The following is a 23,417-nucleotide window of genomic DNA, read 5'->3' on the forward strand; positions in this document are numbered from 1 at the left end:
TCTTGCACTGAGTTGCTGGATGGTCCCCTACCTCGATTTCGTCGTTTGTTTAAGCAGGTAGTACAGCATACTGGCGAGACCAACACTAGAAGCCGCCTCGAGGAGAAGCCCGTAATTGATAGAGAAACTACTGCTGCGTTGCATAGAAACGGCGCAGGGTGAAATAGAACAGACATATACTGATGACGCCTACCGCTACCGGCAACATCGCCAGCCCGCCGTATCCCGCCTCCGCCNCCAGAAAACCGCCAATGGCCGGTCCAGGTGCGGCGCCAAGCCACCACACTGCATCCGTCGCTACAGCCCAGCGGCCCTTGGGATCCATTTCGGCCATAATGCCAAGGATGTAGGGAACCACAAAATAGAAGCACATATTCCAGGCCAGATAGAGCACGGCAAATGCGATCGGGCTCTGACCCAATGCCAATGCTGCAGCCACAATAACGTTTGTGGCAATACCGATTAGCGCAGGGCGCAGATTGCCGTATCGGTCGGCCAACCACGCCGCCAGCACGCCCCCGGACAGGCCGAGAAAACCCGCTATGCCCAGCACTTCGCCAATCCTGTATTCCTCGAGGCCGGCGCGCAGACCGAACTGCTCCAGAAACACCTGTACAGCGCCCTGGCCGACTTCATAGATGAACAGCGCCAGCAGTGCAACAAGCGCGAACTCCTTGTTGGGGGCATCCCGCACGCCCAGTTTTTCCGCAAAGCGCTTGAGCGGCGGTAGCGAGGCAAGCAAGGCCTGACTGGCCGCCTCCTCCTGCAAGTTCCGCTGTGGCGGCGGCAGCCATCGGAACAGCGGCAACAGCAACACAACCGTTGCCGCCATCAGCAGATAGCCTCCTTTCGCCCCAAAGGGCACTGTGACGTAGGGGAATATGATTGCACCACCCGCGGCCATGAGACCCCAGGTCACCGAGACAACAGCGAACATCCGCTGCGGATTATTAGAAGACGCCGCAGAGGCCACGCCAGCCGCCCCAATCATGCCTGCGCCAAATCCAGTGGCGAGGCGAGCCACGCGCAAGACTTCGAAGTTTTCGGTAAAGCCAGCGATCAGGTTACCCGCAAGTACCAGAGCGCATCCTGCAAAAGCAATACTGGAACGGGGGAAGCGTGTGACCGGTCCGGCCATCAGCAGAGCGGTAATCGCATACATCGCGACTTCCTGTGACATTATCAGGCCAACGGCGGCCTCATCGAGGCTGTAACGCTCCATCACCGGACCGAACAGCTGGGCCTGGGCGTAGTATCCCATCTGGGCCAGATACCAACAGGCGGTCACAGCGACCAGCAGACGCGGGGAGAGGCCCCCTGAAGGGGTGTTTGACCTACCCAAGTTCCGCCCCGGCATGGCGCAGGAAGAGTTTTATCAGACGGTCATCGTCAAAGGCTATCGGCATGCTAACGAAGCGGCGGCGGTGTTTGCCGAGCTCGCGCAGGCGTCCAGAATGGTTTGTCCTGGATCGTGCAGCGAGCCACTTTATGTATATGTCGCAACTCTTTCTCGTAGTAAATTTCCGCCCAAATCTCGCCCTGGAGCTTGTCCGTTTCGATCATGGCGAGGGCAATATTGGCCTTGGCCGCTGGCGACCACATAGCGGAGGTCACGTAACCGATCTCTCTGCTGCAGTTCTCATTGCTGTAGAGGTGTGAACCTTCAGCCGGCTTATTCCCCTCAATATCCAGCTTGGTGAGCATGTACTTTGGCCCACCTTTATCCCGCTCTGCCAGCAGTGCATTGCGACCGTTGAAATGCGGTTTTTTGAAGTCGACCAGCCAGCCCAGATTTAGCTCAAAGGGCGTCTGGTCGTGCTGGAAATTCACCGTTTTAAGGGCCTCATTGAATTCCATATCAGGCATAATGAAGCCCGCCTCGAGGCGTGCCATATTGGTCGCTGATTCTCCATAGGGATGAATACCGTAGTCAGCCCCCACTCCATAGAGCTCGTCCCACAAAGTCAGCGCATGTTCCGGCTGCGCCCACAGCTCGTAACCCAGGTCGCCGGTAAAGCCGGTGCGAGACACCATCAGCATGCCGCCGTGATAGGGAAAATGCATGATGCCAAACGGCTTCAGATCTTCGAGACCCTCCAGGCCCATGGCCTTGAGCACTGCAAACGATGTTGGCCCCTGCAACGACAGTGCCGCAAAGCCCTCGGTGACATCCTCAATGTGTAAATCATCAAAACCTAGACTGCTCATGCGCAACCAAGCCAGGCAAGGACTGCCACAGGTGAGCATGAACTGGTCTTCGCCGAGACGGAAAATCGTACCGTCGTCGACCATACGCCCTTCGTCGGTGCACCAGGCCACGTAAGTCACTCGATTAATACCCAGCTTACTCACGTCGCGAGTAACCATGCGATTGAGCATGGCGAGCGCATCACCCCCTGTCACCATATACTTCTGCATGGGACAGATATCGTAGGTGCCGCAGGTATTGCGCACACAGAAATACTCGTATTCTGCATCGTAGTAATAATCGGCAAACTTGAAACCATTCCAGGAAGACCAGGCTTCACGCAGGTTGCGTTCCGCCTGCCGCGGATGGAAATGTGAATGTTTCAGCCGTTCACCGGCAAAAGCGTCAGTCGTCATAAACTACTCGTCGTAACAGTCGTCTTCAGGCACGGTATTGGGGCGTTTGAGGTCCCTGAGGATCTCGCGCGCTGCGTTGGCACCACACGCAGATGACACGCCGCCACCGGGGTGTGTGGACGAGCCGCACATGTACATGTTCTTAAGCGGCATACGATACTGGCCATAGCCCGGGAACGGTCGATTGAACAACAGCTGGTCAATCGTCAACTCACCCTGGAAGATATTGCCCTCAGTGAGGCCAACCTCGTTCTCAATTTCATGGGGAGTTCGCACTTCCATGTGCACAATTAACTCTTTAAACCCGGGGCTGTAGCGCTCAATTTTATCGACGACAGTCTGGCCGAACTGGTCGCGCTTCTCGGGCGTCCATGGCCCGTCAGCCAGTTCTGCCGGGCAGTACTGAACAAAGTTCGACATCCAGTGCTGCCCCGGTGGGGCCACAGTGGGATCCCATGCAGAGGGAATCACCGACTCAATGAAGGGATCCTGCGACCAACGACCGCGCTTCCAGCAATCATAGGCTCGCTCCATGGTTTCCAGCGAGCCAACAAAACCTTGACCACCGCGATTCACATAGGGGTTGTCGGGTGTGTTGATGAACTTGGGCAGGCCCGACAGCGCGATATTGACCTTGCCGGAAGAACCGCGGATCTTGAACTTGCTGGCGCGGTCATAAATGCCCGGCGGCAAATCGTTCTTGTCCATCACCTTGGTAAAGGTGCGCTTGGCATCCAGGTTGGACACCACGAGATTGGCGTAGAGCTCATCGCCGTTCTCCAGCGCCACGCCGACGGTGGCTCCGTTCTTCACCAGAATCTGCTGCACACCGGCATTGGTGCGGATCTCACCACCGGCTTCTTTCAGCGCACTGGCCAGCGCATTGGAGATTGCACCCATACCACCGCGGGCCAGCCCCCAGGCACCCACGCTACCATCTACATCTCCCATGACATGGTGCAGCAAAATGTACGCCGAGCCCGGCGAATAAACACCGAGGGCTGTACCAATAATGCCTGGGCTCGCCATGGCCGCCTTGATCAGGTCATTCTCGAAGTAGTCGTCGAGGAACTCAGCGGCGCTCATGGTAAAAAAGCGCACATACTCGTACAGCTCTTTTTCGCCCAGCGACCAGAACTCCTTGGCGAGGAACAACAGCTCGCCGATGTCCCGAGGTTTGAAGGAGCTGGGGTCAGGGGGGGTGCGCAACAGGGTCTTGCGAATCAACTGGGCATATCGGCCCAGATCCGCCTGGAAGCGCGCCATGGAATCCGCATCATGGGGCGAATGCCGTTTTAGCTCGAGGTAATTGGCTTCCTCATCCGGGTAGTCAATCAGAGTCTGGCCACTATCCGAAAAGGCCACCGTACCAAGATAAGGCACCAGCAACAGACCGTGGCGCGACAGATCGAGGTCGCGGTGCAGAGCCTGACGCATCATGCTGCAGACATAGGAGCAGCTGGAGTAGTGCCAGCCCTCGTGCATTTCACGTGTTACCGCAGCACCGCCGATGTAGTCGTTCTTTTCGACCACCAAGACGTCCAGGCCTGCCTTGGCCAGGTATGCGGCATTTGTCAGACCATTGTGCCCGGCGCCGATAATAATCGCGTCGTACTTTTTCATTTGAGGATCTCCCGGGCCGCGTTAAATCCGGGAATACCGGTCAGGCCTCCGCCCGGGTGAGTACCCGCACCGCACAAATACAACCCCGCCAACGGTGTACTGTATTGCGCTGCCTCGTAGGTGGGTCGCATCATGAGCATCTGATCAACCGCAAATTCCGTGTGGTGCCAGTGGCCACCCGTCACGTGATACTGGGCCTCGATATCCGCCGGCGTCAGCAGTTCAGCGTGCACCACCTGGGACTGAATACCTGGCGCATAACGCTCCAGCTTCTCCAATAGAGACGCAGTCAACTTTAGACGGGCCTCTTCGGTCCAGCCGCCCTTGAGGTTGGCGGGCACGTACATGACATGCGCCGACAACACATGCTGTCCGGCGGGCGCCAGACCTTCCTGGTGCAAAGAAGGTACAACCACCTCCATGACCGGGTCTTCGGAATAGCCGCCGTATTTGGCATCATCAAAGGCGAATTCGATATCGTCCATCTGGCTGGCAATAATCATCCGGCCATCGGGCTGCTCCAGGCCCGCAAAGGCAGGCATACCATTGAGCGCCAGGTGAAGCTTCGCAACGTATCCTTCACAGCGCAGGCGGCTGATACGGTTGCTAAATTCAATTTCCAGGTTGCGGGCGCCCACCAGCTCCATGAAAGTGCGCTGTGGATCTGCGGAGGAGACAATCCGGCTCGCGGTAATCACCTCACCACTTGCCAGCTCGACACCCGAGGCCAGCAGTTCACCACTGCTGCCATCAACCAGAATGCGTTTTACCGGCGCGTTGCATCGCACCTCGGCGCCGGCAGCCTCTGCTGCCGAACGCAGGGCCTGCATCAAGCCATCAATGCCCGAGGCCGGCACACTGTGCATACCGTCGTGAGCACCGCACATACGGTACAGGAGTGTAAACACCGACTGATTCGGCGAACGCGGGGCCAGCTTGCCACCAATCACACCGTCCCAAGCCAATGCGGCCTGCAACAGCTCGTTCTCGAAGTTGTCGTCCATCAGGTCGCGCATAGGCAGAGTTGCCACACGCAGGAATTCCAGCATGTCGTCTTTGCCCAACATGCGCAGCTTCAATCCCAACTGGGCGAACGTGAACAACTCACCCGGGGAGTTGTCGCCAATGCCCGGCATGGTCTTGCCCCAGAAAGGCGCCAGCGCTTTGGCGAAGGTTTTCAACTGATGGCGATACTTTGGATAGCGAGCGGCGTCTTCGCCAGTCGCGCCAGTCACCTCGACGTCGCTGATTCGAACATGATGTCCGTTTGACCCGAGACCCACGGTTTGCATTGCCTCTGATGCCGGCCGATAACCGTGAGATTCGAGCTTGAGGTCAGCGCAGACGCGCTCGGAAAAATGGTTCAGCGAGTGGGCGACGTTCACCTTGAAGCCGGGATGAAACTCGCGCAGGGCGGCGAGACCACCGACGTTAGCGCCAGCCTCCACCACCAGTACACGCTGGCCCTTGGCGGCCAGATAAGCCGCGCAGGTCAGGCCGTTGTGACCGGCACCGATTACAACAGAGTCGTAGTGTGTCAAATGGTGTTCCGTAACTATGAGAAAACTTAATCTGCCAGCAGGTTATCTGGCGCTTTTTTCGGGAACAACCGCGCCTATACGCCGGGACTATGCTTAGCCGACGGCGCGGATATCCACCGAACAATCGTAGTAGCAGGCCCCACCAGCCAAATCAGCCTTGTGTCCAGGAATCAGTGCATTGATGGTTTGCCCCGTGGGGCTGTCGCCAATCCAGGCACCTTTGGGTACAAAAACCGTACCGGTGCGAATGTTGTCGCTCACCACCAGCGGCAGTTGAACCTCGCCCTGCTCGTTGCTCAGTATCACCTCACACCCCGCCTCAAGCCCAAGCGACAGGGCATCCGCCGGCGCCATTTCACACACGACATCGCGATCGTGGCCGGCAACACCACCGAAGGTGGAATTGATACGATGTTCCGAGGCGGGAGAGACCACCAGAAAAGGCCGCTGTCCCATGAGTGCCTGATACTGCGGCACGCCGTGGCCCTCCTCTGCCTGCAGCGCGTCGGAGAACAGCTCGATCTTGCCACTGGGCGTCGCCGGAGCCGTGCCTCGCAGCAGGCTGGTGGGGCGACCGTCATCCATATTGATGGCCTCATTCGGGGGCAGGTCGCTGGGAGATCTATCCTGCAGGGCGGGCACGCCCGCCTCAATGGCTTGATCCATCAGCGCAGCATCCGTATCGGCGAAGCAGGGCTCCGTAAACCCGAATCGGGTGGCGAGACGACGAAACAGTTCGGTGTTGCTCACAGCCTCACCGACAGGCTCAATCACGGGCGCCGAGCGCTGTAGATACTGATGGCCATAAGCCTTGTACAGGTCGCCGTACTCAAGATGGGTCGTGGCCGGCAGAATCAGGTCTGCGCAGGCCATGGAGTCCGTCATGCTCACATCGGATCCCACTACGAACACATCATCGCTCAACAGTGCAGCTCGCATCTCACGCTGACGCGGATGCACCGCGACAGGGTTGTGGTTGTAAATGAACACGCCCTTAATCGGCAGCTCCGCACCGGGGTCCATGATATGACGAGGTAAGTCCAGCACATTGAATTCACGCACCGGCTGGGCGCGTAAGTCGGGGCGTGACAGGGCATCACTGTCTACCGGGAAGAAACCGGAGACATCACACACACCCGCTCCCATCGGGCCGATATTGCCCGTGAGTGCTGGCAGCGCCAGCACCGCCCTGACGCTCGATCCGCCGTTGCGATTGCGCTCCGGCGCAACACCAAGGGAAATGGCAGCCGGGGCCAGGTCGCGCCACCAGCAGGCAAACTGCTCGATATCAGCCTCGGCGACGCCGCATAGTTCGGCAGCTCGCGCCAGTGGGTATGCCGCAGCCTCCTGAAGGAAAGCATCTGCGCCATGAACATGCTCGGCGATAAAATCCGCATCCAGGCCACCATTGGCTGCCAGCTGCGCTGCCACCGCATAGGCGAGCACGACATCCGTGCCTGGCATGACGGCCAGATGCAGATCGGCTTCCCGGGCAATCCGGGTGCGCTTGGGATCGACAACCACCAGTTTGGCACCCCGCTTGCGCGCGTCGCGAATAATCGTGGTGAGATGTAGGTTGCAGGCGGTCACGTTATTGCCCCACACCACGATCAACTTTGACTGTGCCAGTTCGGTGTAGGCAATGCCGCCCACATCGCCGTACACGCGCTCCCAGGCCTCACCGGATACGCCCGCACACAACGGTGACGAATCTACTTCGCTACTACCCAGACGGTGGAAAAAGCGCGCATCCATAGAGCCATTCGCCAGCAGCCCCATCGGGCCACCATAGGTGAGCGGCGCGATCGCCTGAGCACCCCAGCGATCCATGATCTCGGAAAAACGCTGATAAATGAGATCCAGGGCCTGCTCCCAACTGATCGGGCGGTAATTGCCACCACCCTTTGGCCCGTCCAGTAGCAGTGGCTGCGTCAGGCGCTTCGGCCCATGCACCTGCTCAGCAAGACCCTGGGCGACTTTGGTGCAAATTTTGCCGCGAGTGAAAGGATTGCTGCGGCTGCCACGCACCCGACTGACCTTGCCATCCTCTAACTCGATAGAAAGGCTGCAGGTATCAGCGCAATCCAGCGGGCAAACACTGGCGTGCACATCGGAACGGTTTGATATCTGGTTCATGGCTGCTCTCCCGGGCCCGTCGCCGTGGCCCTTATCAATCTGAGTACGCGATCAGGCGTTAAACACTACCGTCTTGTTGCCGCGGACAAGAACCCTGTCTTCCAGATGATAGCGCAGACCCCGCGACAGCACCGAACTCTCCACATCGCGACCCAACCGTACTAATTCGTCCTTGTTGGAAGAGTGAGTCACACGCACCACATCCTGCTCGATAATGGGCCCTTGATCGAGATCCTCGGTGACATAGTGACAGGTGGCACCGATCAACTTTACACCGCGATCAAAGGCCTTCTGGTAGGGGTTGGCTCCGATAAACGACGGCAGGAAACTGTGGTGAATATTGATCAACCGGCCGACGTATGTCTCACACAGCGACGGCGGGATAATCTGCATATACCGGGCCAACACTACGCAATCCGCNCCGTGGCGCTCGAGAATATCTTCAACCGCCGCGAAGGCCGCAGGCTTGTCGTCCGGATCCACCGGCACATGATGGAACGGAATACCGTGCCACTCCACCATGCTGCGCAGATTTTCATGATTGGAAATCACACAGGGAATGTCGCATTGCAATTCGTCAGCCTGCCAGCGGTAGAGAATGTCCGCCAGGCAATGCGAGGCGTGGCTGGCCATAATCACAACGCGTTGTTTCTCACCACCGGGGCGCAAGTACCATTGCATGCCATAGCGCTGTGCGAGGCTATCGAAGTCTTCGCGGAACGCTTCGATACTGCAGTTCATGGCGTCGGCGTTGACGACATTGCGCATAAAAAACCAGCCCTGGTGAACGTCGGTATGGTTGGCACTCTCCACCAGGCACCCCCCGCGCTCGGCGATAAAACTCGACACCGCAGCCACCAGGCCGATCTGGTCGGCACAGGAGGTTACCAGGGTGAAATTAGGCGTAGCGTCACTCATTGCACGGAAATCCATTAACCGGTTGATTCAATAGAAATAAACCACAATCGCACGACCGGGTTCTTCCTGACGGGTCGGCTGGGAGACTAACCTATAATAGGGAATATCGTCACGCCGCACGCATCTCTAACCCTATAGGGTAAGTATTAAAGGCCACGGGCTCTGTGGCATTCTTATCACTAGGCAAGCAGCAATTTTGAGGTATCAGCCGATGGCTTCGACCAGCCCCATCGAAAAGGATCAACCCAACACCAGCGAAGGCAGCGTTACCGTACTCGGACGCGCGCTCAGCTCCGTGATTACCGCCGGCCGGGAAATCCTCGCGCGACGGCGGCCCAACCTGACCGCGGCCGAGGGTTCTACCCAGGCGCTGGTCGATTTGTGCAAGGAACTGATTGAGCACCGCGGTGAAGCCTCCGGCCTTGCCCTGGCCCAGGAAATTACCGAGGCCTACCTCGAGCTCAGCGCAGAGGCGCGGCTGGAGTTTTTCCAGCGCCTCGCCAGCGACTTCGATATCGATCGCGAGGCACTGCTGGAAGCCACCGAGCGCTACCGCGACGACCCCGACTATGACAAGCTACAGGCAATTACCCGCGCCACCGAGGCGCCGCGGCAAAAATTGTTCAGGCGCATTAACATGGCGCCCGGTGGTACTCGCACCCTGGTCGCTTTGCGCGGCGAGCTGCTGCAGCTGCTGCGCCAGCACCCGGAACTCAAACCGGTTGATTCGGACCTCAAGCACCTGTTCATCCAGTGGTTTAACAAGGGCTTTCTGGAGTTGCGCAATATCGACTGGGCGTCCCCCGCGGTGGTGCTGGAAAAACTCATCGACTATGAAGCCGTGCACGAGATCAACGGCTGGGAAGACCTGCGCGGCCGGCTCCGCGAAGACCGTCGCTGCTTCGCCTTTTTCCACCCGGCCATGGGCAATGACCCGCTGGTGTTTGTGGAAGTTGCCCTGGTCGACGATCTGCCCGATGCCATCGCTCCGCTAATCGACCGTGAGCGGGAGATCATGGAGCCAGGCAAATTCAACACCGTAGTGTTCTACTCCATCAGCAACTGCCATCCTGGCCTGGCGGGCGTTTCATTCGGCAATTTCCTGATCAAGAACGTGGTTGAAGTACTGAAGAAGGAAATTGAAGGCCTTAAGACATTCGTTACCCTGTCGCCCGTACCCGGATTCCGGCGTTGGCTCAACAAGGCCGATCTCAGTGAACTGGTCGACGAGGCGCTTATCGACAAGGTACGCGCACCGGTAAACCGCACGGTTATGGAGGCCGAGGTACAGGCAGCACTCACGCGCCTGTGCGCGCACTATCTGGTGCGGGAAAAANCCGGCGAGTTGGCCAAGGACCCGGTCGCCCGCTTCCACCTCGGCAATGGCGCCCGCCTCCACCGCCTGCACTGGGGTGCTGATTTAACGCCCAAGGGCCTGGAGCAATCCGGCAGCATCATGGTGAACTATCTCTACGATCTCGACAAAATCGAGATCAATCACGAGGAGTATTTCGACGAGGGCAAGATCAGCGCGGCCAAGTCTGTGCTACGACAACTGCCCCAGGATTAAGCGATTAACGGTCTCTGGGCTCTCGTACATGGCCCAGTGGCCGATGTCTTCGAGGATATGAAATTCCGCCTCGGGCTGGGACGCAAGCATCAGGGCGCGGCGGGCCTGAATCTGCTCAATGCCGCCGGCGGTGGCATCGTGAACACCCCAGATACCTACCAGATGCGCATTAATCGCAGGGAGAACGTCCGCGAGATCGTTACTGCCCGCCATGGCCCGGCTGCGAAAGCGGTGCCTGGCCAGATTGTCGCTGTGGATACACACCGCAAGATCATCGACCGCCTCTTTTCGGTACAGCATCAGCCGCGCCAGATTTTCCCGGTGTATAGGATCAGCCTCTATAGCGGGCACCTCCGGACCGGGGGGAGGTAAGAGTGAGACCTGTTTATGCAAGGGCCCGAAGCCGGACGCACCAATGAGACAACATCGCTGACATTGCGGTCCGGCAAGTGCAGCGACATGGCCAGCAATCATTGCACCGAAACTGAACGCCGCCAACTCAAACTCAGTATCCCCCAGCAGTTGGCGCCAGCCTGCCAGTACCAATTCAGCAAAGTGCTCGGTCGTCCAGGGCTTGGGCATATCGGCCGAGCTGCCCAGGCCGGGCAGGTCCAGAGTCCATACATTGCGCGACTGGCGCAGCGCCTCGATGTTAGCCGCCCAGTGGGTCCAGGAGCCAAAGCCACCGTGCACCAGCAGTAGCGGCGTACCTTCACCGCCCCAGTGCTGCCAGGCGATGGTGGTATGATCAACCTCGGTTGAATGCAGCGCGGCCCGGGCCAGCAGGCCGGCTATGCGCTGTTGCGGCGAGAGCATCAGCCCTTGAGCTGCTCCAGGATGGAAGAGAAGTCGCGCTGGCCATTACCCTCTTCCTGATGCTTGCCATATAAGGCACGTGCAAGCTTGCCCATCTGGTTATCAACGCCACTCTGCTCGGCTATTTCCAGCGCCAGGCCAAGGTCCTTAACCATCAGGTCAGTCATAAAGCCGGGCTGGTAATCGTTGCTGGCAGGGGCTGTCTCCATAACCCCGGGGTACGGGTTGTAGACTTCCAGTGACCAGTTGCGACCGGAGCTGGCCAGCATGATCTCCGACAGCACCGCCGGGTCCAGACCATTGCGCGCGCCCATCTCTAGCGCTTCAGCGCTGCCGATCATGTGAATCGCCAGCAGCATGTTGTTGCAGCCCTTAGCCACCTGGCCGGCACCGGCAGGGCCGGCGTGGAAAATATTCTTGCCCATGGCGGAAAGAATGGCCTGCGCACGGGGGAAAGTGTCGGCAGAACCACCACACATGAAGGCCAGGGTACCTGCTGCGGCCGCGGCCACACCACCGGACACCGGCGTATCCATAAAGCCAATACCCGCAGCCGCGGCCGCTTCACCTACTTCGCGTGCCGTGGCCGCGTCGATAGTAGAACAGTCCAGGCAGGTAGTGCTGGCATCGAGCTGCGCCAGCAGGCCATCGTCGCCGAGGTAGGTAGCAGCAACATGTTTGCCCGCCGGCAGCATGGAAATGACGTAGTCTTTACCGCTGGCCGCCTCGCTGGCGGATGCCGCTACCGCGGCGCCAGCCGCTTCCAGATCGGCACAGGCGGCGGGCATTAAATCGAATACCGTCACCTGGTGACCAGCCTTGATCAGGTTTTTGGCCATCGGGCCGCCCATATTACCCAGGCCAATAAATGCTACAGTTGCCATGTTTCAGTTCCTATATGCTGTGGAGTTGCGAGCCGATTTACAGGTCTGCCAGCGGGTTTTCATCCCAGGGCGCAGTAAAGAAAGCATCGAGCACCTCGGCGGGCACATCGCGACTGGCGGCGTATTGCCAGGCGGGATTGCGATCTTTGTCGATCAGCAGTGCGCGCACGCCCTCGGCAAATTCCGGGTGACGCACAATATTGGTCGCCAACTGCACCTCTGCGCGGAACACATCGGCCAGGCCCATGTGGCGGGTTTCCCACAGCTGGCGATGAATCCACTGCGCGGCCAGTTTAGAGCCGTGGGCAAGGCTGTCGCGGGCCTTGGCCAACCAGGGATCGTCGGTATCCTGCCCGGTAATCCGATCAATAATGTCGTGAATATCCTCTCCGTCGAGTAACTGGGCAATAGTGGCCGCATGTGGTTCAACCTGCCCCGCCGGCGAAGCGGAGATACTCTGCTCGGCAAAGGGCCGCAGCACATGTCGCACCAGCGCATGGTTGCGCTCTACGTCATCGGTCCAGACCTGGGCCAGCAAATCATCGATCACCACCTGCTTGCGGTCACTGGCAATAAAGCGGTCGGCAATGCCAATGTAAATCGCATCTGCGGCATTGATTGATGCGCCGGTCAGCGCCAGAAATTCACCGGTCTGTCCGGGGGCATGATTCAGGAACCAGCTGCCGCCCACATCAGGGAACAGCGCAATGGTGACTTCCGGCATGGCGATGCGCGTACGCTCGGTGACCACTCGGTGCGAACAACCGGCCATGACACCGAGGCCGCCGCCCATGACAATACCATGACCCCAGCACACAATCGGTTTGGCATAGGTATGCAGGGTGTAGTTCATGCGGTATTCACGGGCAAAAAACGCCTCGGCGTACTCGCAGGGACCTCCGGGCTGATCGACCGCGGATTGGTGCAGGGCCTGTACATCACCGCCGGCGCAAAACGCTTTCTCGCCAGCACCCTCGATAAAGACGGCGGCAATGGCCTCATCCTGAGCCCAGGCGTCCAACCGCTCCTGCAGTAAATCCACCATCTCCAGGGTCAGGGAGTTCAGTGTAGCTTCCACACTCAGGGTAATGCGGCCGACCTTGCCGCTGGCCGCAGTTAACTCTTCAAACAGAACAGGCGCAGTCATCAGGCGTTTTTCCACTCAGGCTTGCGCTTTTCAAGGAAGGCATTGACCCCTTCGCGTTGGTCCTCGGTGGAGAACAGCGCCACAAATTCGCTGCGCTCATCTTCCAGCCCCTGGGCAATACAAATATCGCGGGCGCTGTGAATCAGCTTTTTGCAGGCGGTCACCGAAATGGGACTCTGCTCGCCGACTTGTTCGGCCAGCGCCATGGCGCGCTCCAGCGCTGTACCCGTGGCCACCACCTCTTCGACCAGGCCAATGCACTCTGCCTTGTCGGCCTTAATGCGCTCACCACACAGAATCATGCGCTTTGCCCAACCCTCACCTACCAATTGGGTCAGGCGCTGAGTACCGCCGGCGCAGGGCAGCAGGCCAACTTTGGCTTCGGGCAATGCCAGCTGCGCCTGCTCTTCAGCGATACGAATATCGCAGGCCATGGCCACCTCCAGGCCACCGCCCATGGCAAAACCATTGATCGCGGCAATAGACACACCGCGAAAATCAGCGAGGGTTTCAAAGGCCTGGCCAAAATAGGCGGCCATCTTGCCGGCTGCTTCCGGATCGCCGTCGGCGAAAATTTTCAGGTCCGCGCCCGCGGAGAAAAACTTCTGGCCGGCACCGGTAATCACCAGGGCATAGATATTTTTTTCCGCGTTCAAGGCTTCAACCAGCGCAGCAAGCCCCGGCAGACTCTCGGTATCCCAGGTATTGGCCGCCGGATTGTCGACGGTTATTTTGGCGACGTGGCCGACAATTTCGACCTTCAGTTTTTCGGTGTTGCTCAGGCTCATTTAATAACCTCCAGTGCGCCGTCCATCAGCAGGCGGCGGGAAACAATAACTCGCATAATCTCGTTGGTACCCTCCAGGATCTGGTGCACGCGAGTGTCGCGCACGTGCCGCTCCATGGGGTATTCCTTGATGTAGCCGTAGCCGCCGTGTAACTGCAGCGCGTCGTTGCAGACGTTAAAACCCACGTCGGTGGCAAAGCGCTTGGCCATAGCACAGTAGGTCGAGGCCTGACTGTCCTTGTTGTCCAGCTTGCTCGCCGCCAGGCGCACCATCTGGCGGGCGGCCACCAGTTCGGTGAGCATGTCTGCGAGCTTGAATTGTGTTGCCTGGAACTCGGCAATGGCGGTATCGAACTGCTTGCGCTCCTGCACATAGGCCACCGATTCCTCCAGCGCCTGCTGGGCAGTGCCGATAGAACAGGTGGCGATGTTAATACGCCCCCCGTCCAGCCCTTCCATGGCAATGGAAAAGCCCTGCCCTTCCTCGCCGAGGCGGTTGGCCACGGGCACCCGCACGTTGTCGAAGGTCACCATGCGCGTGGGCTGGGCATTCCAGCCCATCTTGTCTTCTTTCTTGCCGTAGGAAATACCTTCAGCGTCCGCGGGAATCAGTAATGCGGAAATACCTTTGGGGCCAGGGCCGCCGGTTCGCAGCATCACCACCAGTACATCGGTGTCACCCGCGCCAGAGATGAACACCTTGGCGCCGTTGACGATGTAGTCATCGCCATCTAGTTCTGCGCTGGTGCGCAACGAGGCAGCGTCGGAGCCCGCGCCCGGTTCGGTGAGACAGTAGGAGGCCAACTTGGTGCCCATGACCAGCTCGGGGCACCAGGCATCGATCACTGATGCATTGCAGTACTTGCCGATCATGCTCGTGGCCATGTTGTGAATGGTGAGGAATGCAGCCGTGGCCGTGCACCCCTTGGCCAGCTCTTCGACGATCAGACTGGCATCGAGACGGCTCATGCCCAGACCGCCGGCGGACTCCGGCGTATACATCCCCATAAACCCCAGTTCGCCGGCCTGCGCCAGAGCGTCCTTGGGGAAAATGGACTCTTCGTCCCAGCGGGCTGCATGGGGCGCCAGTGCACCTTCAGCGAAAGCGCGCGCGCTGTCGGCAAAGGCAACCTGGTCTTCATTCAGGGAAAAATCCAAAGGCGCTTCTCCTCTGTTGTTATTGGTGTGTGCGGGGTAGACACCACCGTCGCCTGCTTGCCGCGGTGGTGTCTGCCATTTGACTTAATTGAACTTGGCGATGACAGCGCCGAACAGTTCTTCGTCAGACGGAATTTCCTTGGTCTTCGCCAGCGGCTTGGACACCCAGGTTTCATTGATGAGATCACGCCAGGTGATGTTGTGATTTATGGAGTTCCCACCCCACGAACCGCAACCCAGCGAGAAGGTTTGGCGCATGCCGTTCCAAAGGTTACCGCTGTTGGACGCTGCCTGGGGCTGATTCACCATGACACGTGAGGTGCGAGTGGCACCGGCCAGCTTCATAATGTTGTCGTCGTTGTAGGAGTAAATACCGCAGCTGTGGCCCTGGCCCTGGTAGGCCTGGATCTTGTTGGTCAGCTCGATGGCTTCGTCGATGTCCTTCACCTTGTAAAGCGCCATGGTCACGGTCAGCTTCTCGCCGGAGAACGGATGATCGGGGCCTGCGCCTGTCTCGGGCACGATCAGGAAGCTCTTGCCTTCGGGCAGGTCGATACCTGCCTGGCCAGTAATATTCAGCGCCGACTGGGCAACGATCTTGGCATTCAGGTGGCCGTCTTCCCAGATCACACCCTGCAGCTTGGCCTTGTCATCGCCCTCGATAACATAGCCGCCTTCGTGCTGAAGCTTGGCGAGGAATTCGTCGTAAATAGATTCAAATACCAGTACCGAGTTATCGGAGGAACAGGATGCCGCCAGGTCGAGGGTCTTGGAGGTGCGGATTTTTTCAGCCGCTTCATCGAGATCGGCAGAATCGTCGACGGTGATCACGGCGTTACCTACACCTACACCCAGCGCAGGCGTGCCAGACGAGTACGCAGCGTGCACCATGGCCTCACCACCGGTGGCGAGTACGCGGTCGCACTGGGCCATCAATTCGTTGGTTTTATCCAGTGAGGGCACGTCAATGCTTTGCACCAGGTCGGCGGGCGCACCACAGCGTTCGAGCGCGTCGCGCATGTAGTCACAGATTTTCTTGTTGGTGAGTTTGGCGCGCGGGTGGGGCGCCACAATAATGGCGTTGCGGCCTTTCACGGCCGAAATCGCTTTGATAACCGGCGTGGCCTCAGGGTTGGTCGAGGGTGACAGCGCACCAATAACACCGACCGGCTTGGCGATCTTGACGATGTTGCGCTCAGGCAACTCTTCGATCACGCCCACAGACTTGTCGTTGATAATGTCGAGCAGTGTTGCGCGGGTCTTGCGGTGGATTTTCAGGTACTTGCCGTCGTAGTTGCCCAGCTGGGTCTCTTCGACAGTGAAGCGGGCGATTTCCTCGGAGCGGTCTTCACGCGCCACCGAGTACACCATGGCAGTGATAAGTTCATCCACCTGCTCCTGGGTGTAGTTGGCAATCTGGGCCTGGGCCGCGCGTGCGCGGGCCATCATTTCGGCCACTTCCTGTGCGGGGCTCATTTCTTCTGACATGACGATTCCTCTGAATTAGGTCTTACTTGCAAATAGCGCTGAATTTTAGCACTGGGCATTTTTCGGCCACATTGACTAAATTGCGAATTTTATGGACTATATTGCGGCATGAGCGCTCCATCAAAATGGCCCCTGCCGAGTCGCGGCGTACGCTTTATCACGCCGACATTCATGATACAGAAGCTGGCTCGACATCCACTAACCAAAGAGTGTTACCCCACGGCCATGGGCTACTACCCCGAGGCCAGCGGCCATCGCATGGCCCGCGACAGGCACGACGACAACCTGCTTCTATATTGCTCTTCTGGCCAGGGCCACCTGGAGACCGATAGCTGGCGCGGTGATATCGGGGCGGGCCACCTGATGCTGCTGCCCCAGGGCCTCACCCACGCCTACCAGGCCAGCCAGGCTGACCCGTGGACCCTTTACTGGATTCACTTCCAGGGCGCCAGCACCCGGGTATTCATGCAGTATCTTGGTTACCGCGAGGGCCGGCCCGTGGCAGACGCCGGCGTATCGCCGCTGCTCATCGGCGCCTTTACCAATCTGCTGGAGGTCCGGCGCACGGGCTACTCCACCCGGGCCTTTATCAACGCCTCCAACCACTTGCGCCATCTCATGACCCAGATCAGCATGGAAATCAGCGCCCATTCGGGGCGCCTGCAGGCGGGTTTCGAGCTCGAAATGGTGCAGGCATTTATGCTCGAGCATATCGACCGCGCTGTAACCCTGGATGAACTGGCCGCAGTGGCCAACATGTCCAAATACCACTTCAGCAATCGCTACAAGGCACTCACCGGTTATTCGCCCATCAAGCACCTGCTGAATATGAAGATGGAACACGCCTGCAACCTGCTCGACACCACCGACCTGGGTATCGCCGAAATTGCCCAACAGGTCGGCTACGATGACCAGATGTATTTTTCGCGCCTGTTTCGTAAAACCATTGGCGCTTCCCCGCGGGGATATCGCAGCTCAACCCGCAAGTAGACTCTGCAGCAGCGGCGCTTTGCGGTATGCTTATCCTTTCGCCCTGCCGGAGATTCCCGTGAAAAAAATTATTGCAGCTATCACCTGCTTCTCTGCGCTACTGACTGGCCCCGCCTATGCCGAGGTCGAGCGCACCACCGCCAATAATGGCCAACTGGTCATGGAGGACGTGCCGCCGATTCCGGAGCAGATTGCCCGAGACCTGCGCCGCTACCAGAACGTACGCTCCGCCAGTTTCCTGGCGTGGACACCCACCGCTGACGGCCTGTACGTCAGTACCCGCTTCGGTGATGTGGCCCAGGTGCACAAAGTCAGCGCCCCCGGTGGCGCCCGCACCCAGCTGACCTTCTTCGATGAACCCGTGCGCAGCGTGCAGAGCCGTCCCGGTGACTCTGCACTGAGTTTCACCATGGACACCGGCGGCAACGAAAATACCCAGATCTACCTGCTGGAGCCCGGCAGCGGCGAAGAAGCCAAACTGCTAACCGACGGTGAGGCCCTCAATGGCAGCGCCGTCTGGGATCAGGCGGGTGAGCGCATCGCCTATCGCAGCACCAGGCGCAACGGTGCCTCCAACGACATCTGGATTATGGACGTCGACAAGCCAGACGAGGCAAAGATGGTGTTCGCCTCGCCCGACGGCACTTACTGGTACCCCATTGATTTCAGTGCCGATGGCCGCTTCCTGTTATTTGCCAACCTGGTAGGTAACGCGGACTCACGTATTCACCTGCTCGACCTGGCCAGCGGCGAACACCAGATGCTCGCCGGTGATCCGAAAAACCCCAGCAGCAATGCTGGCGTTGGATTTGACGAGACCGGCCAGGGCTTCTGGTACACCACCGATATGGCCGGCGACTTCCGCCAGCTCGCGTGGCAGTCGCTGGAAGTGGGCGACGAGCCGATGTTTATCACTGCAGATATCCCCTGGCATGTAGACGGCGTCAGGCTCAGCGAAGACCGCGGCCGCATCGCCTTCGCGGTGAACGAAAACGGCTTCTCACAGCTGTACTTGCTGGACAGCGCGAAGAAGCGCTACAAGGCGGTGAAGAACATGCCGGTAGGTGTGCTGATCAGCATGGGCTTCAGCCCGGACAACAAGCAGCTGGCACTGACCCTGAATACACCTAACACGCCCTCTGACACCTTTGTCCTGGAGCTGGGCCGCAAGGCCACGAGCTACGGCGACCTCACCCGCTGGACCTTCAGCGAAGTGGGCGGCCTGGATACCGCGGGCTTCATCGAACCGGAGCTCATCAGCTACCCCACCTTCGACAGCGGCAAGGGCGGCCCCGATGCCATTCCGGCGTGGCTGTATAAGCCCAAGGGCGAAGGCCCTTTCCCGGTCATCATCTCGATTCACGGCGGCCCTGAAGCCCAGGCGCGACCCTACTTCAGCAGCACCTACCAGCTGTGGCTGGAGACCCTGGGTGCCGCCGTGCTGGTGCCCAACGTGCGCGGCTCCAACGGCTATGGCAAGGCTTACATGGGCATGGATAACGGCTTCAAGCGCGAGGATTCGGTGCGCGACATTGGTGCCCTGCTCGACTGGATTGCCACCCAGGAAGATCTCGACACTGAGCGCGTGGCAGTATTTGGCGGCAGCTATGGCGGCTACATGGTGCTCGCCAGTGCCGTGCACTACAGCGACCGCCTGAAAGCGGCCGTGGACATCGTCGGCATCAGCAACTTTGTGACCTTCCTGGAAAACACCAAGGACTACCGCCGCGATCACCGCCGCGCCGAATACGGCGACGAGCGCGACCCTGATATGCGCGCCCATCTGCAGGCCATCAGCCCGCTCAACAGCGTCGAGAAAATCCAGGTGCCGATGTTTGTAGTGCAGGGCGAGAACGACCCGCGCGTACCGGTCAGTGAAGCCGTACAGATCGTGGCCGCACTGCGCGATCAGGGCCAGCCCGTGTGGTACATGAACGCCCTCAATGAGGGCCACGGTTACCGCAAGAAAGAGAACCGCGACATTTACCAACAGGCGACTGTGTTATTTTTCCAGCAGTTCCTGCTGTCTAACTGAAATTGCAGGGGCGACTCATCGCCCCAAAACGAACATACACCAAGGAGAACGCCATGAGATTCTTGCTAACCTGCACCCTGCTGGCCACACTGGTCGCGCCGGCCTTTGCTGAAGGCCCCAAGATCAGCTGGGACCTGAAGGACGCGCTGCGCCAGGTCGACCGCCAGGCCGATGACTTCCAGACCGCCATGGCGCGGGTGGAAATGGTCCGCGCTGACCTCAGCGGCACAGAGATCAGCCGCGAGAAGGGCACGATTTTCATGGACAAAAAGGGCAATATTCGCCTGGATGTCGATAGCGACGAGCCGCGCACCATGCTGGTCACCAAGAGCTACCTGTACATCCATTACCCGAACCAGAAGCGGGTCGAGTCCTATAACCTGTCCAAACACAAGACCCGTATGGAACCGTACATGCGCCTTGGCTTTACCAATAGCGGCCGCGACCTGGAAGACGACTACCTGCTGACCTCACTGGGCGAGCGCGATATCGACAGCAACCGCACCCTGGGCCTGGAACTCACGCCCGAAAAAGACAAGGCCCGCGCGGTAATGGGCAAGGCGCAACTGTGGATTGACCAGGCCTCGTGGATGCCTGCCCAGCAGGTGATTGCCGCGTCCAGCCGCGGTGAGGAAATCACCCTCACCTACAGCTTTGTGGCGCGCAACCTGCAGCTCAACCCCGACCTGTTCTCCACCAAGTGGCCACGGGGCACTGACAAAGAAAAGATGTGAGCTACAATGCTTCTTCAAGGGCTCCAAAACTGAGGGTTTGGGGCCCTTTTTCGTTATACTCCACAGATTCTCATACCAACTCTGGAACCCGCACGATGAAGCTCCGTTCGATTTTCGCTGTAATCGCCTGCTCCCTGCCCCTGACCGCACTTGCTGAAGTCGGCTCAGGCGCCAAGAAATTTGCCCAGCTGGGCCACCTGCTGGACACACCCACCGAGGTCCGCCTTGCCAGCGGCGCCCCGGGACCCGATTACTGGCAGCAGCGCGCTGACTACAAGATCGACGTCACTATCGACGATACCCGTCAGCACCTGACCGGGCGCGAAACCATTACGTACTACAACCAGAGCCCGCATAGCCTGAAATACATCTGGCTGCAGGTTGACCAGAATCGCTTCCGCCCCGACTCCGACGACATGCTGACCAAAACCGCGCCCAACTTCGAGAAGTACCCCTACTCGAGCATGGCCGGTCTTTTATATCGCATGGAATTTCAGGGTGGGGTGAATAACTTCAAGATCACCGACGCCGAGGGCAACGCCCTGCCGTTCACTGAAAACAAGACCATGGTGCGTATTGATCTGCCCCAGCCGCTCAAAGCCGGAGAGCAGTTCGTCTTCAACGTTGCCTGGGATCACGCCATTGTCGATGCCACCAAGTTTGCCCGTGGCGGCTACGAGTTTTTCGAGAAGAACGGCAACTACATCTACGAGATCGCCCAGTGGTTCCCTCGAGTGGCGGCCTATACCGACTACGAGGGCTGGAACAACAAGCAGTTCCTCGGCAATGGTGAGTTCACCCTGGAACTGGGCGACTACGAAGTCGCGATCACCGTTCCCGCCGACCACATCGTGGCCGCTACCGGCGTCCTGCAAAACGCGGAGGACGTGCTTAGCCGCAAACAGCTCAAGCGCTATGAAGAGGCACAGAGTGCCGACGAGCTTATGTTTATCGTAACGCCGGAAGAAGCCGCCCAGCGCGAACAGGGCAGCACCTCGGTTGAGAGCACCTGGGTATTCAAGGCTGAGAATGTACGCGATTTCGCCTTTGCCTCTTCCCGCAAATTCATCTGGGATGCCCAGTCCACCCCCTCCGGTGACAAGAACGTGATGGCCATGTCGTTCTACCCCAACGAAGCGGAGCCACTGTGGAGCCAGTACTCCACCGCCTCGATTGTCCACACCATGGAGGTTTATTCCCGCTACACCTTCGAGTACCCGTACCCGGTATCGATCTCGGTAAATGGCCCGGTGGGCGGCATGGAATATCCCATGATTACCTTCAACGCGCCCCGGCCATACGATGATGGCACTTATTGGGATGTCAGCCAGAAAGATCACCGTGAGTCCTGGTCGCGCAGCAAGTACGGCCTGATCTCCGTCATCATTCACGAGGTCGGGCACAACTACTTCCCGATGATCGTCAACTCCGATGAGCGCCAGTGGACCTGGATGGACGAAGGCATGAACACTTTCCTGCAGTACATTGCCGAACAGGAGTGGGAGGAAAACTATCCCTCTCGTCGCGGCCCGCCGGAGAACATGACTGAGTATATGACCAGCGGCAACGTGGTGCCCATCATGACCAACTCGGAATCCATTTTGCAGTTCGGCAACAATGCCTATGGTAAACCCGCCACAGCCCTGAACATTCTCCGCGAGAGCATTATGGGCCGTGAGCTGTTTGACTACGCGTTTGCCGAATTTGCCAATCGCTGGAAGTTCAAGCGCCCCACCCCCGCCGATTTCTTCCGAAGTATGGAAGATGCCTCGGCAGTTGATCTGGACTGGTTCTGGCGCGGCTGGTTCTACGGCACCGACTACGTGGATGTTGCGATCTCTGACATCACCCAGTTCACAGTCGACAGCCGCGACCCTGAAGTGGAGAAAGCCTGGCAGAAAGCCAAGGACGACGAGCTCGAGCCCACCCTCAGCGACCAGCGCAACGAGAACCTCGAGCGGCTGGTGGACAAGTATCCGGCGCTGAATGACTTCTACAACGATTACGACGACTACACGGTGACGCCCTGGGATTACGCCCAGTACGAGAAAACCCTGAAGGCACTGAGTGACAAGGAAAAAGCCCTGCTGGCGATGGACAAGCACTTCTATACCGTGACCTTTGATAATCTCGGCGGCCTGGTCACGCCGCTACCACTGCGCATCAGCTATGCCGACGGTGCTACCGAGGAAATGCAGATTCCGGCGGAAATCTGGCGACGCAACGCCGAGCAGGTTACCAAGCTGTTTGTCAGCGAACGTGAAATCACCGCTATCGAAATCGACCCGTACCGCAGCACCGCCGACGCCGATGTGTATAACAACAGCTGGCCGCGCAAGGTGAAGACTTCGCGCTTCCGCCTACACATGGACTCGTCAAAGCCGAACCATATGCGTCGCGACGAGAAAACCAACTGGGAAAAGAAAGACAAGTGATCCCTCGCCTGTTCCGCCTGGTGGCAGCCCTGCTGCTGGCCACCCAGGCCTGGGCCCATCCCTCACATACCAGCTTTGCGGAAATCGGCTGGAGTGCCGATGGCGATGCACTTGAAGTGGCGCTGAGGGTCATCCCCGAAGATGTCGAGGAACTGCTCTCGTCCCGGCAGCAGCGCCAGGTGGTGCTGGTCGACACCCCGGAGGTCAGGCAGTGGCTTGAGGCCTGGCTCAACGAGGAATTCAGGGTTTATGCCGACGGCCCATCACTGCCAGTGCAACTGCAAAGCCTGGATCTGAAGAGCTACCGCGCCAGCTGGCTGTTCTTCACCGTAGCTGTGCCCAAAGCAAACACGCTCAGCCTGCAGAACCGACTGCTCTTATCTCACAACACCCACGAGCGCGGCCGCGTGCAGATCAACACCGTACAACGCCTCTGGCAGCCTGCCAGCGATCGCATGACTTTCACCGACGAGCAACCGCAGCCGCTATGGGCACCCGAGCCATAACTGGCGCGAGCAATGCTGAATAAGAAGAAGTCTTAGCGTAGTAAA

18 protein-coding genes are annotated in these 23,417 nt (G+C 58.9%); 6 read left to right on the forward strand and 12 right to left on the reverse strand.

The features are described from left to right. Positions 1-127: 127 nt before the first annotated feature. The 6 genes from A3709_RS03095 to purU form a co-directional block, all read right to left on the reverse strand. Entirely contained in the window at positions 128-1,342 is a 1,215-nt protein-coding gene (locus A3709_RS03095; RefSeq protein ID WP_197484059.1) for an MFS transporter, read from the reverse strand. A 65-nt stretch (positions 1,343-1,407) separates the two neighbouring features. Then, complete coding sequence (locus A3709_RS03100; RefSeq protein WP_066049930.1) at positions 1,408-2,604, reverse strand: aminomethyltransferase family protein; 1,197 nt, start codon at positions 2,602-2,604, stop codon at positions 1,408-1,410. Positions 2,605-2,607: 3 nt separating this feature from the next. Further along, positions 2,608-4,227 (reverse strand): NAD(P)/FAD-dependent oxidoreductase, encoded by a 1,620-nt coding sequence (locus A3709_RS03105; protein ID WP_066049934.1) that lies wholly within the window; start codon positions 4,225-4,227, stop codon positions 2,608-2,610. After that, a complete protein-coding gene (locus A3709_RS03110; protein WP_066049936.1) occupies positions 4,224-5,768 on the reverse strand; it encodes an NAD(P)/FAD-dependent oxidoreductase in 1,545 nt (514 codons plus the stop codon). Before A3709_RS03110 ends, A3709_RS03105 begins: the two co-directional genes overlap by 4 nt. 93 nt (positions 5,769-5,861) lie before the next feature. Then, positions 5,862-7,904 carry a molybdopterin-dependent oxidoreductase gene (locus A3709_RS03115; RefSeq protein WP_066049939.1) on the reverse strand — a complete coding sequence of 681 codons (2,043 nt, stop codon included), beginning with the start codon at positions 7,902-7,904 and terminating at the stop codon, positions 5,862-5,864. Positions 7,905-7,955: 51 nt separating this feature from the next. Next, entirely contained in the window at positions 7,956-8,822 is an 867-nt protein-coding gene (gene purU, locus A3709_RS03120; protein ID WP_066049942.1) for a formyltetrahydrofolate deformylase, read from the reverse strand. Between the two features lie 211 nt (positions 8,823-9,033). Here purU and A3709_RS03125 point away from each other — a divergent pair, with 211 nt between their 5' ends. Continuing rightward, positions 9,034-10,392 (forward strand): malonyl-CoA decarboxylase, encoded by a 1,359-nt coding sequence (locus tag A3709_RS03125; RefSeq protein WP_082849850.1) that lies wholly within the window; start codon positions 9,034-9,036, stop codon positions 10,390-10,392. Here the strand turns inward: A3709_RS03125 and A3709_RS03130 are convergent. The 6 genes from A3709_RS03130 to A3709_RS03155 all read right to left on the reverse strand — a co-directional run bounded on the left by A3709_RS03130 (position 10,369) and on the right by A3709_RS03155 (position 16,672). Beyond that, positions 10,369-11,208, reverse strand: coding sequence for an alpha/beta fold hydrolase (locus A3709_RS03130; RefSeq protein ID WP_066049945.1), 840 nt, complete (start codon positions 11,206-11,208; stop codon positions 10,369-10,371). The two genes, A3709_RS03125 and A3709_RS03130, sit on opposite strands and share 24 nt — an antisense overlap. Beyond that, positions 11,208-12,092 carry a 3-hydroxyisobutyrate dehydrogenase gene (gene mmsB / locus A3709_RS03135; protein ID WP_066049948.1) on the reverse strand — a complete coding sequence of 295 codons (885 nt, stop codon included), beginning with the start codon at positions 12,090-12,092 and terminating at the stop codon, positions 11,208-11,210. The genes A3709_RS03130 and mmsB overlap by 1 nt, the downstream gene beginning before the upstream one ends. Before the next feature lie 37 nt (positions 12,093-12,129). Further along, positions 12,130-13,239, reverse strand: a complete 1,110-nt coding sequence (locus A3709_RS03140) for an enoyl-CoA hydratase/isomerase family protein (protein ID WP_066049952.1) — start codon at positions 13,237-13,239, stop codon at positions 12,130-12,132. Next, positions 13,239-14,027 carry an enoyl-CoA hydratase gene (locus A3709_RS03145; RefSeq protein WP_066049955.1) on the reverse strand — a complete coding sequence of 263 codons (789 nt, stop codon included), beginning with the start codon at positions 14,025-14,027 and terminating at the stop codon, positions 13,239-13,241. Before A3709_RS03145 ends, A3709_RS03140 begins: the two co-directional genes overlap by 1 nt. After that, on the reverse strand, positions 14,024-15,184 hold the full coding sequence (locus A3709_RS03150) for an acyl-CoA dehydrogenase family protein (RefSeq protein WP_066049958.1): 1,161 nt from the start codon (positions 15,182-15,184) through the stop codon (positions 14,024-14,026). The genes A3709_RS03145 and A3709_RS03150 overlap by 4 nt, the downstream gene beginning before the upstream one ends. Positions 15,185-15,268: 84 nt before the next feature. Continuing rightward, complete coding sequence (locus tag A3709_RS03155; protein WP_066049963.1) at positions 15,269-16,672, reverse strand: aldehyde dehydrogenase family protein; 1,404 nt, start codon at positions 16,670-16,672, stop codon at positions 15,269-15,271. A 108-nt stretch (positions 16,673-16,780) separates the two neighbouring features. Here A3709_RS03155 and A3709_RS03160 point away from each other — a divergent pair, with 108 nt between their 5' ends. The 5 genes from A3709_RS03160 (at position 16,781) to A3709_RS03180 (ending at position 23,372) form a co-directional block, all read left to right on the forward strand. Continuing rightward, complete coding sequence (locus A3709_RS03160; protein WP_066049966.1) at positions 16,781-17,662, forward strand: AraC family transcriptional regulator; 882 nt, start codon at positions 16,781-16,783, stop codon at positions 17,660-17,662. Positions 17,663-17,720: 58 nt separating this feature from the next. Then, the gene (locus tag A3709_RS03165; RefSeq protein ID WP_231871089.1) at positions 17,721-19,697 is read left to right on the forward strand and encodes an alpha/beta fold hydrolase; all 1,977 of its coding nucleotides are present in this window, start codon (positions 17,721-17,723) and stop codon (positions 19,695-19,697) included. Between the two features lie 53 nt (positions 19,698-19,750). Further along, positions 19,751-20,431 (forward strand): outer membrane lipoprotein carrier protein LolA, encoded by a 681-nt coding sequence (locus tag A3709_RS03170; protein WP_066049970.1) that lies wholly within the window; start codon positions 19,751-19,753, stop codon positions 20,429-20,431. Between the two features lie 95 nt (positions 20,432-20,526). After that, positions 20,527-22,866 carry a M1 family metallopeptidase gene (locus A3709_RS03175; RefSeq protein ID WP_066049973.1) on the forward strand — a complete coding sequence of 780 codons (2,340 nt, stop codon included), beginning with the start codon at positions 20,527-20,529 and terminating at the stop codon, positions 22,864-22,866. Then, positions 22,863-23,372, forward strand: a complete 510-nt coding sequence (locus A3709_RS03180; RefSeq protein ID WP_066049976.1) for a DUF6702 family protein — start codon at positions 22,863-22,865, stop codon at positions 23,370-23,372. The genes A3709_RS03175 and A3709_RS03180 overlap by 4 nt, the downstream gene beginning before the upstream one ends. The last annotated feature ends 45 nt before the right edge of the window (positions 23,373-23,417 follow it).

It is taken from the genome of Halioglobus sp. HI00S01 (assembly GCF_001635445.1).
In the GTDB taxonomy this organism is placed as follows: Bacteria; Pseudomonadota; Gammaproteobacteria; order Pseudomonadales; family Halieaceae; genus Halioglobus; species Halioglobus japonicus.

Bases quoted from the DNA above. Each gene is read 5' to 3' on its own strand.
- A3709_RS03100 (WP_066049930.1), bottom strand. From the start codon at position 2,604: ATGACGACTGACGCTTTTGCCGGTGAACGGCTGAAACATTCACATTTC.
- A3709_RS03105 (WP_066049934.1), bottom strand. From the start codon at position 4,227: ATGAAAAAGTACGACGCGATTATTATCGGCGCCGGGCACAATGGTCTG.
- A3709_RS03115 (WP_066049939.1), bottom strand. From the start codon at position 7,904: ATGAACCAGATATCAAACCGTTCCGATGTGCACGCCAGTGTTTGCCCG.
- A3709_RS03130 (WP_066049945.1), bottom strand. From the start codon at position 11,208: ATGCTCTCGCCGCAACAGCGCATAGCCGGCCTGCTGGCCCGGGCCGCG.
- mmsB (WP_066049948.1), bottom strand. From the start codon at position 12,092: ATGGCAACTGTAGCATTTATTGGCCTGGGTAATATGGGCGGCCCGATG.
- A3709_RS03140 (WP_066049952.1), bottom strand. From the start codon at position 13,239: ATGACTGCGCCTGTTCTGTTTGAAGAGTTAACTGCGGCCAGCGGCAAG.
- A3709_RS03145 (WP_066049955.1), bottom strand. From the start codon at position 14,027: ATGAGCCTGAGCAACACCGAAAAACTGAAGGTCGAAATTGTCGGCCAC.
- A3709_RS03155 (WP_066049963.1), bottom strand. From the start codon at position 16,672: ATGTCAGAAGAAATGAGCCCCGCACAGGAAGTGGCCGAAATGATGGCC.
- A3709_RS03160 (WP_066049966.1), top strand. From the start codon at position 16,781: ATGAGCGCTCCATCAAAATGGCCCCTGCCGAGTCGCGGCGTACGCTTT.
- A3709_RS03170 (WP_066049970.1), top strand. From the start codon at position 19,751: ATGAGATTCTTGCTAACCTGCACCCTGCTGGCCACACTGGTCGCGCCG.
- A3709_RS03175 (WP_066049973.1), top strand. From the start codon at position 20,527: ATGAAGCTCCGTTCGATTTTCGCTGTAATCGCCTGCTCCCTGCCCCTG.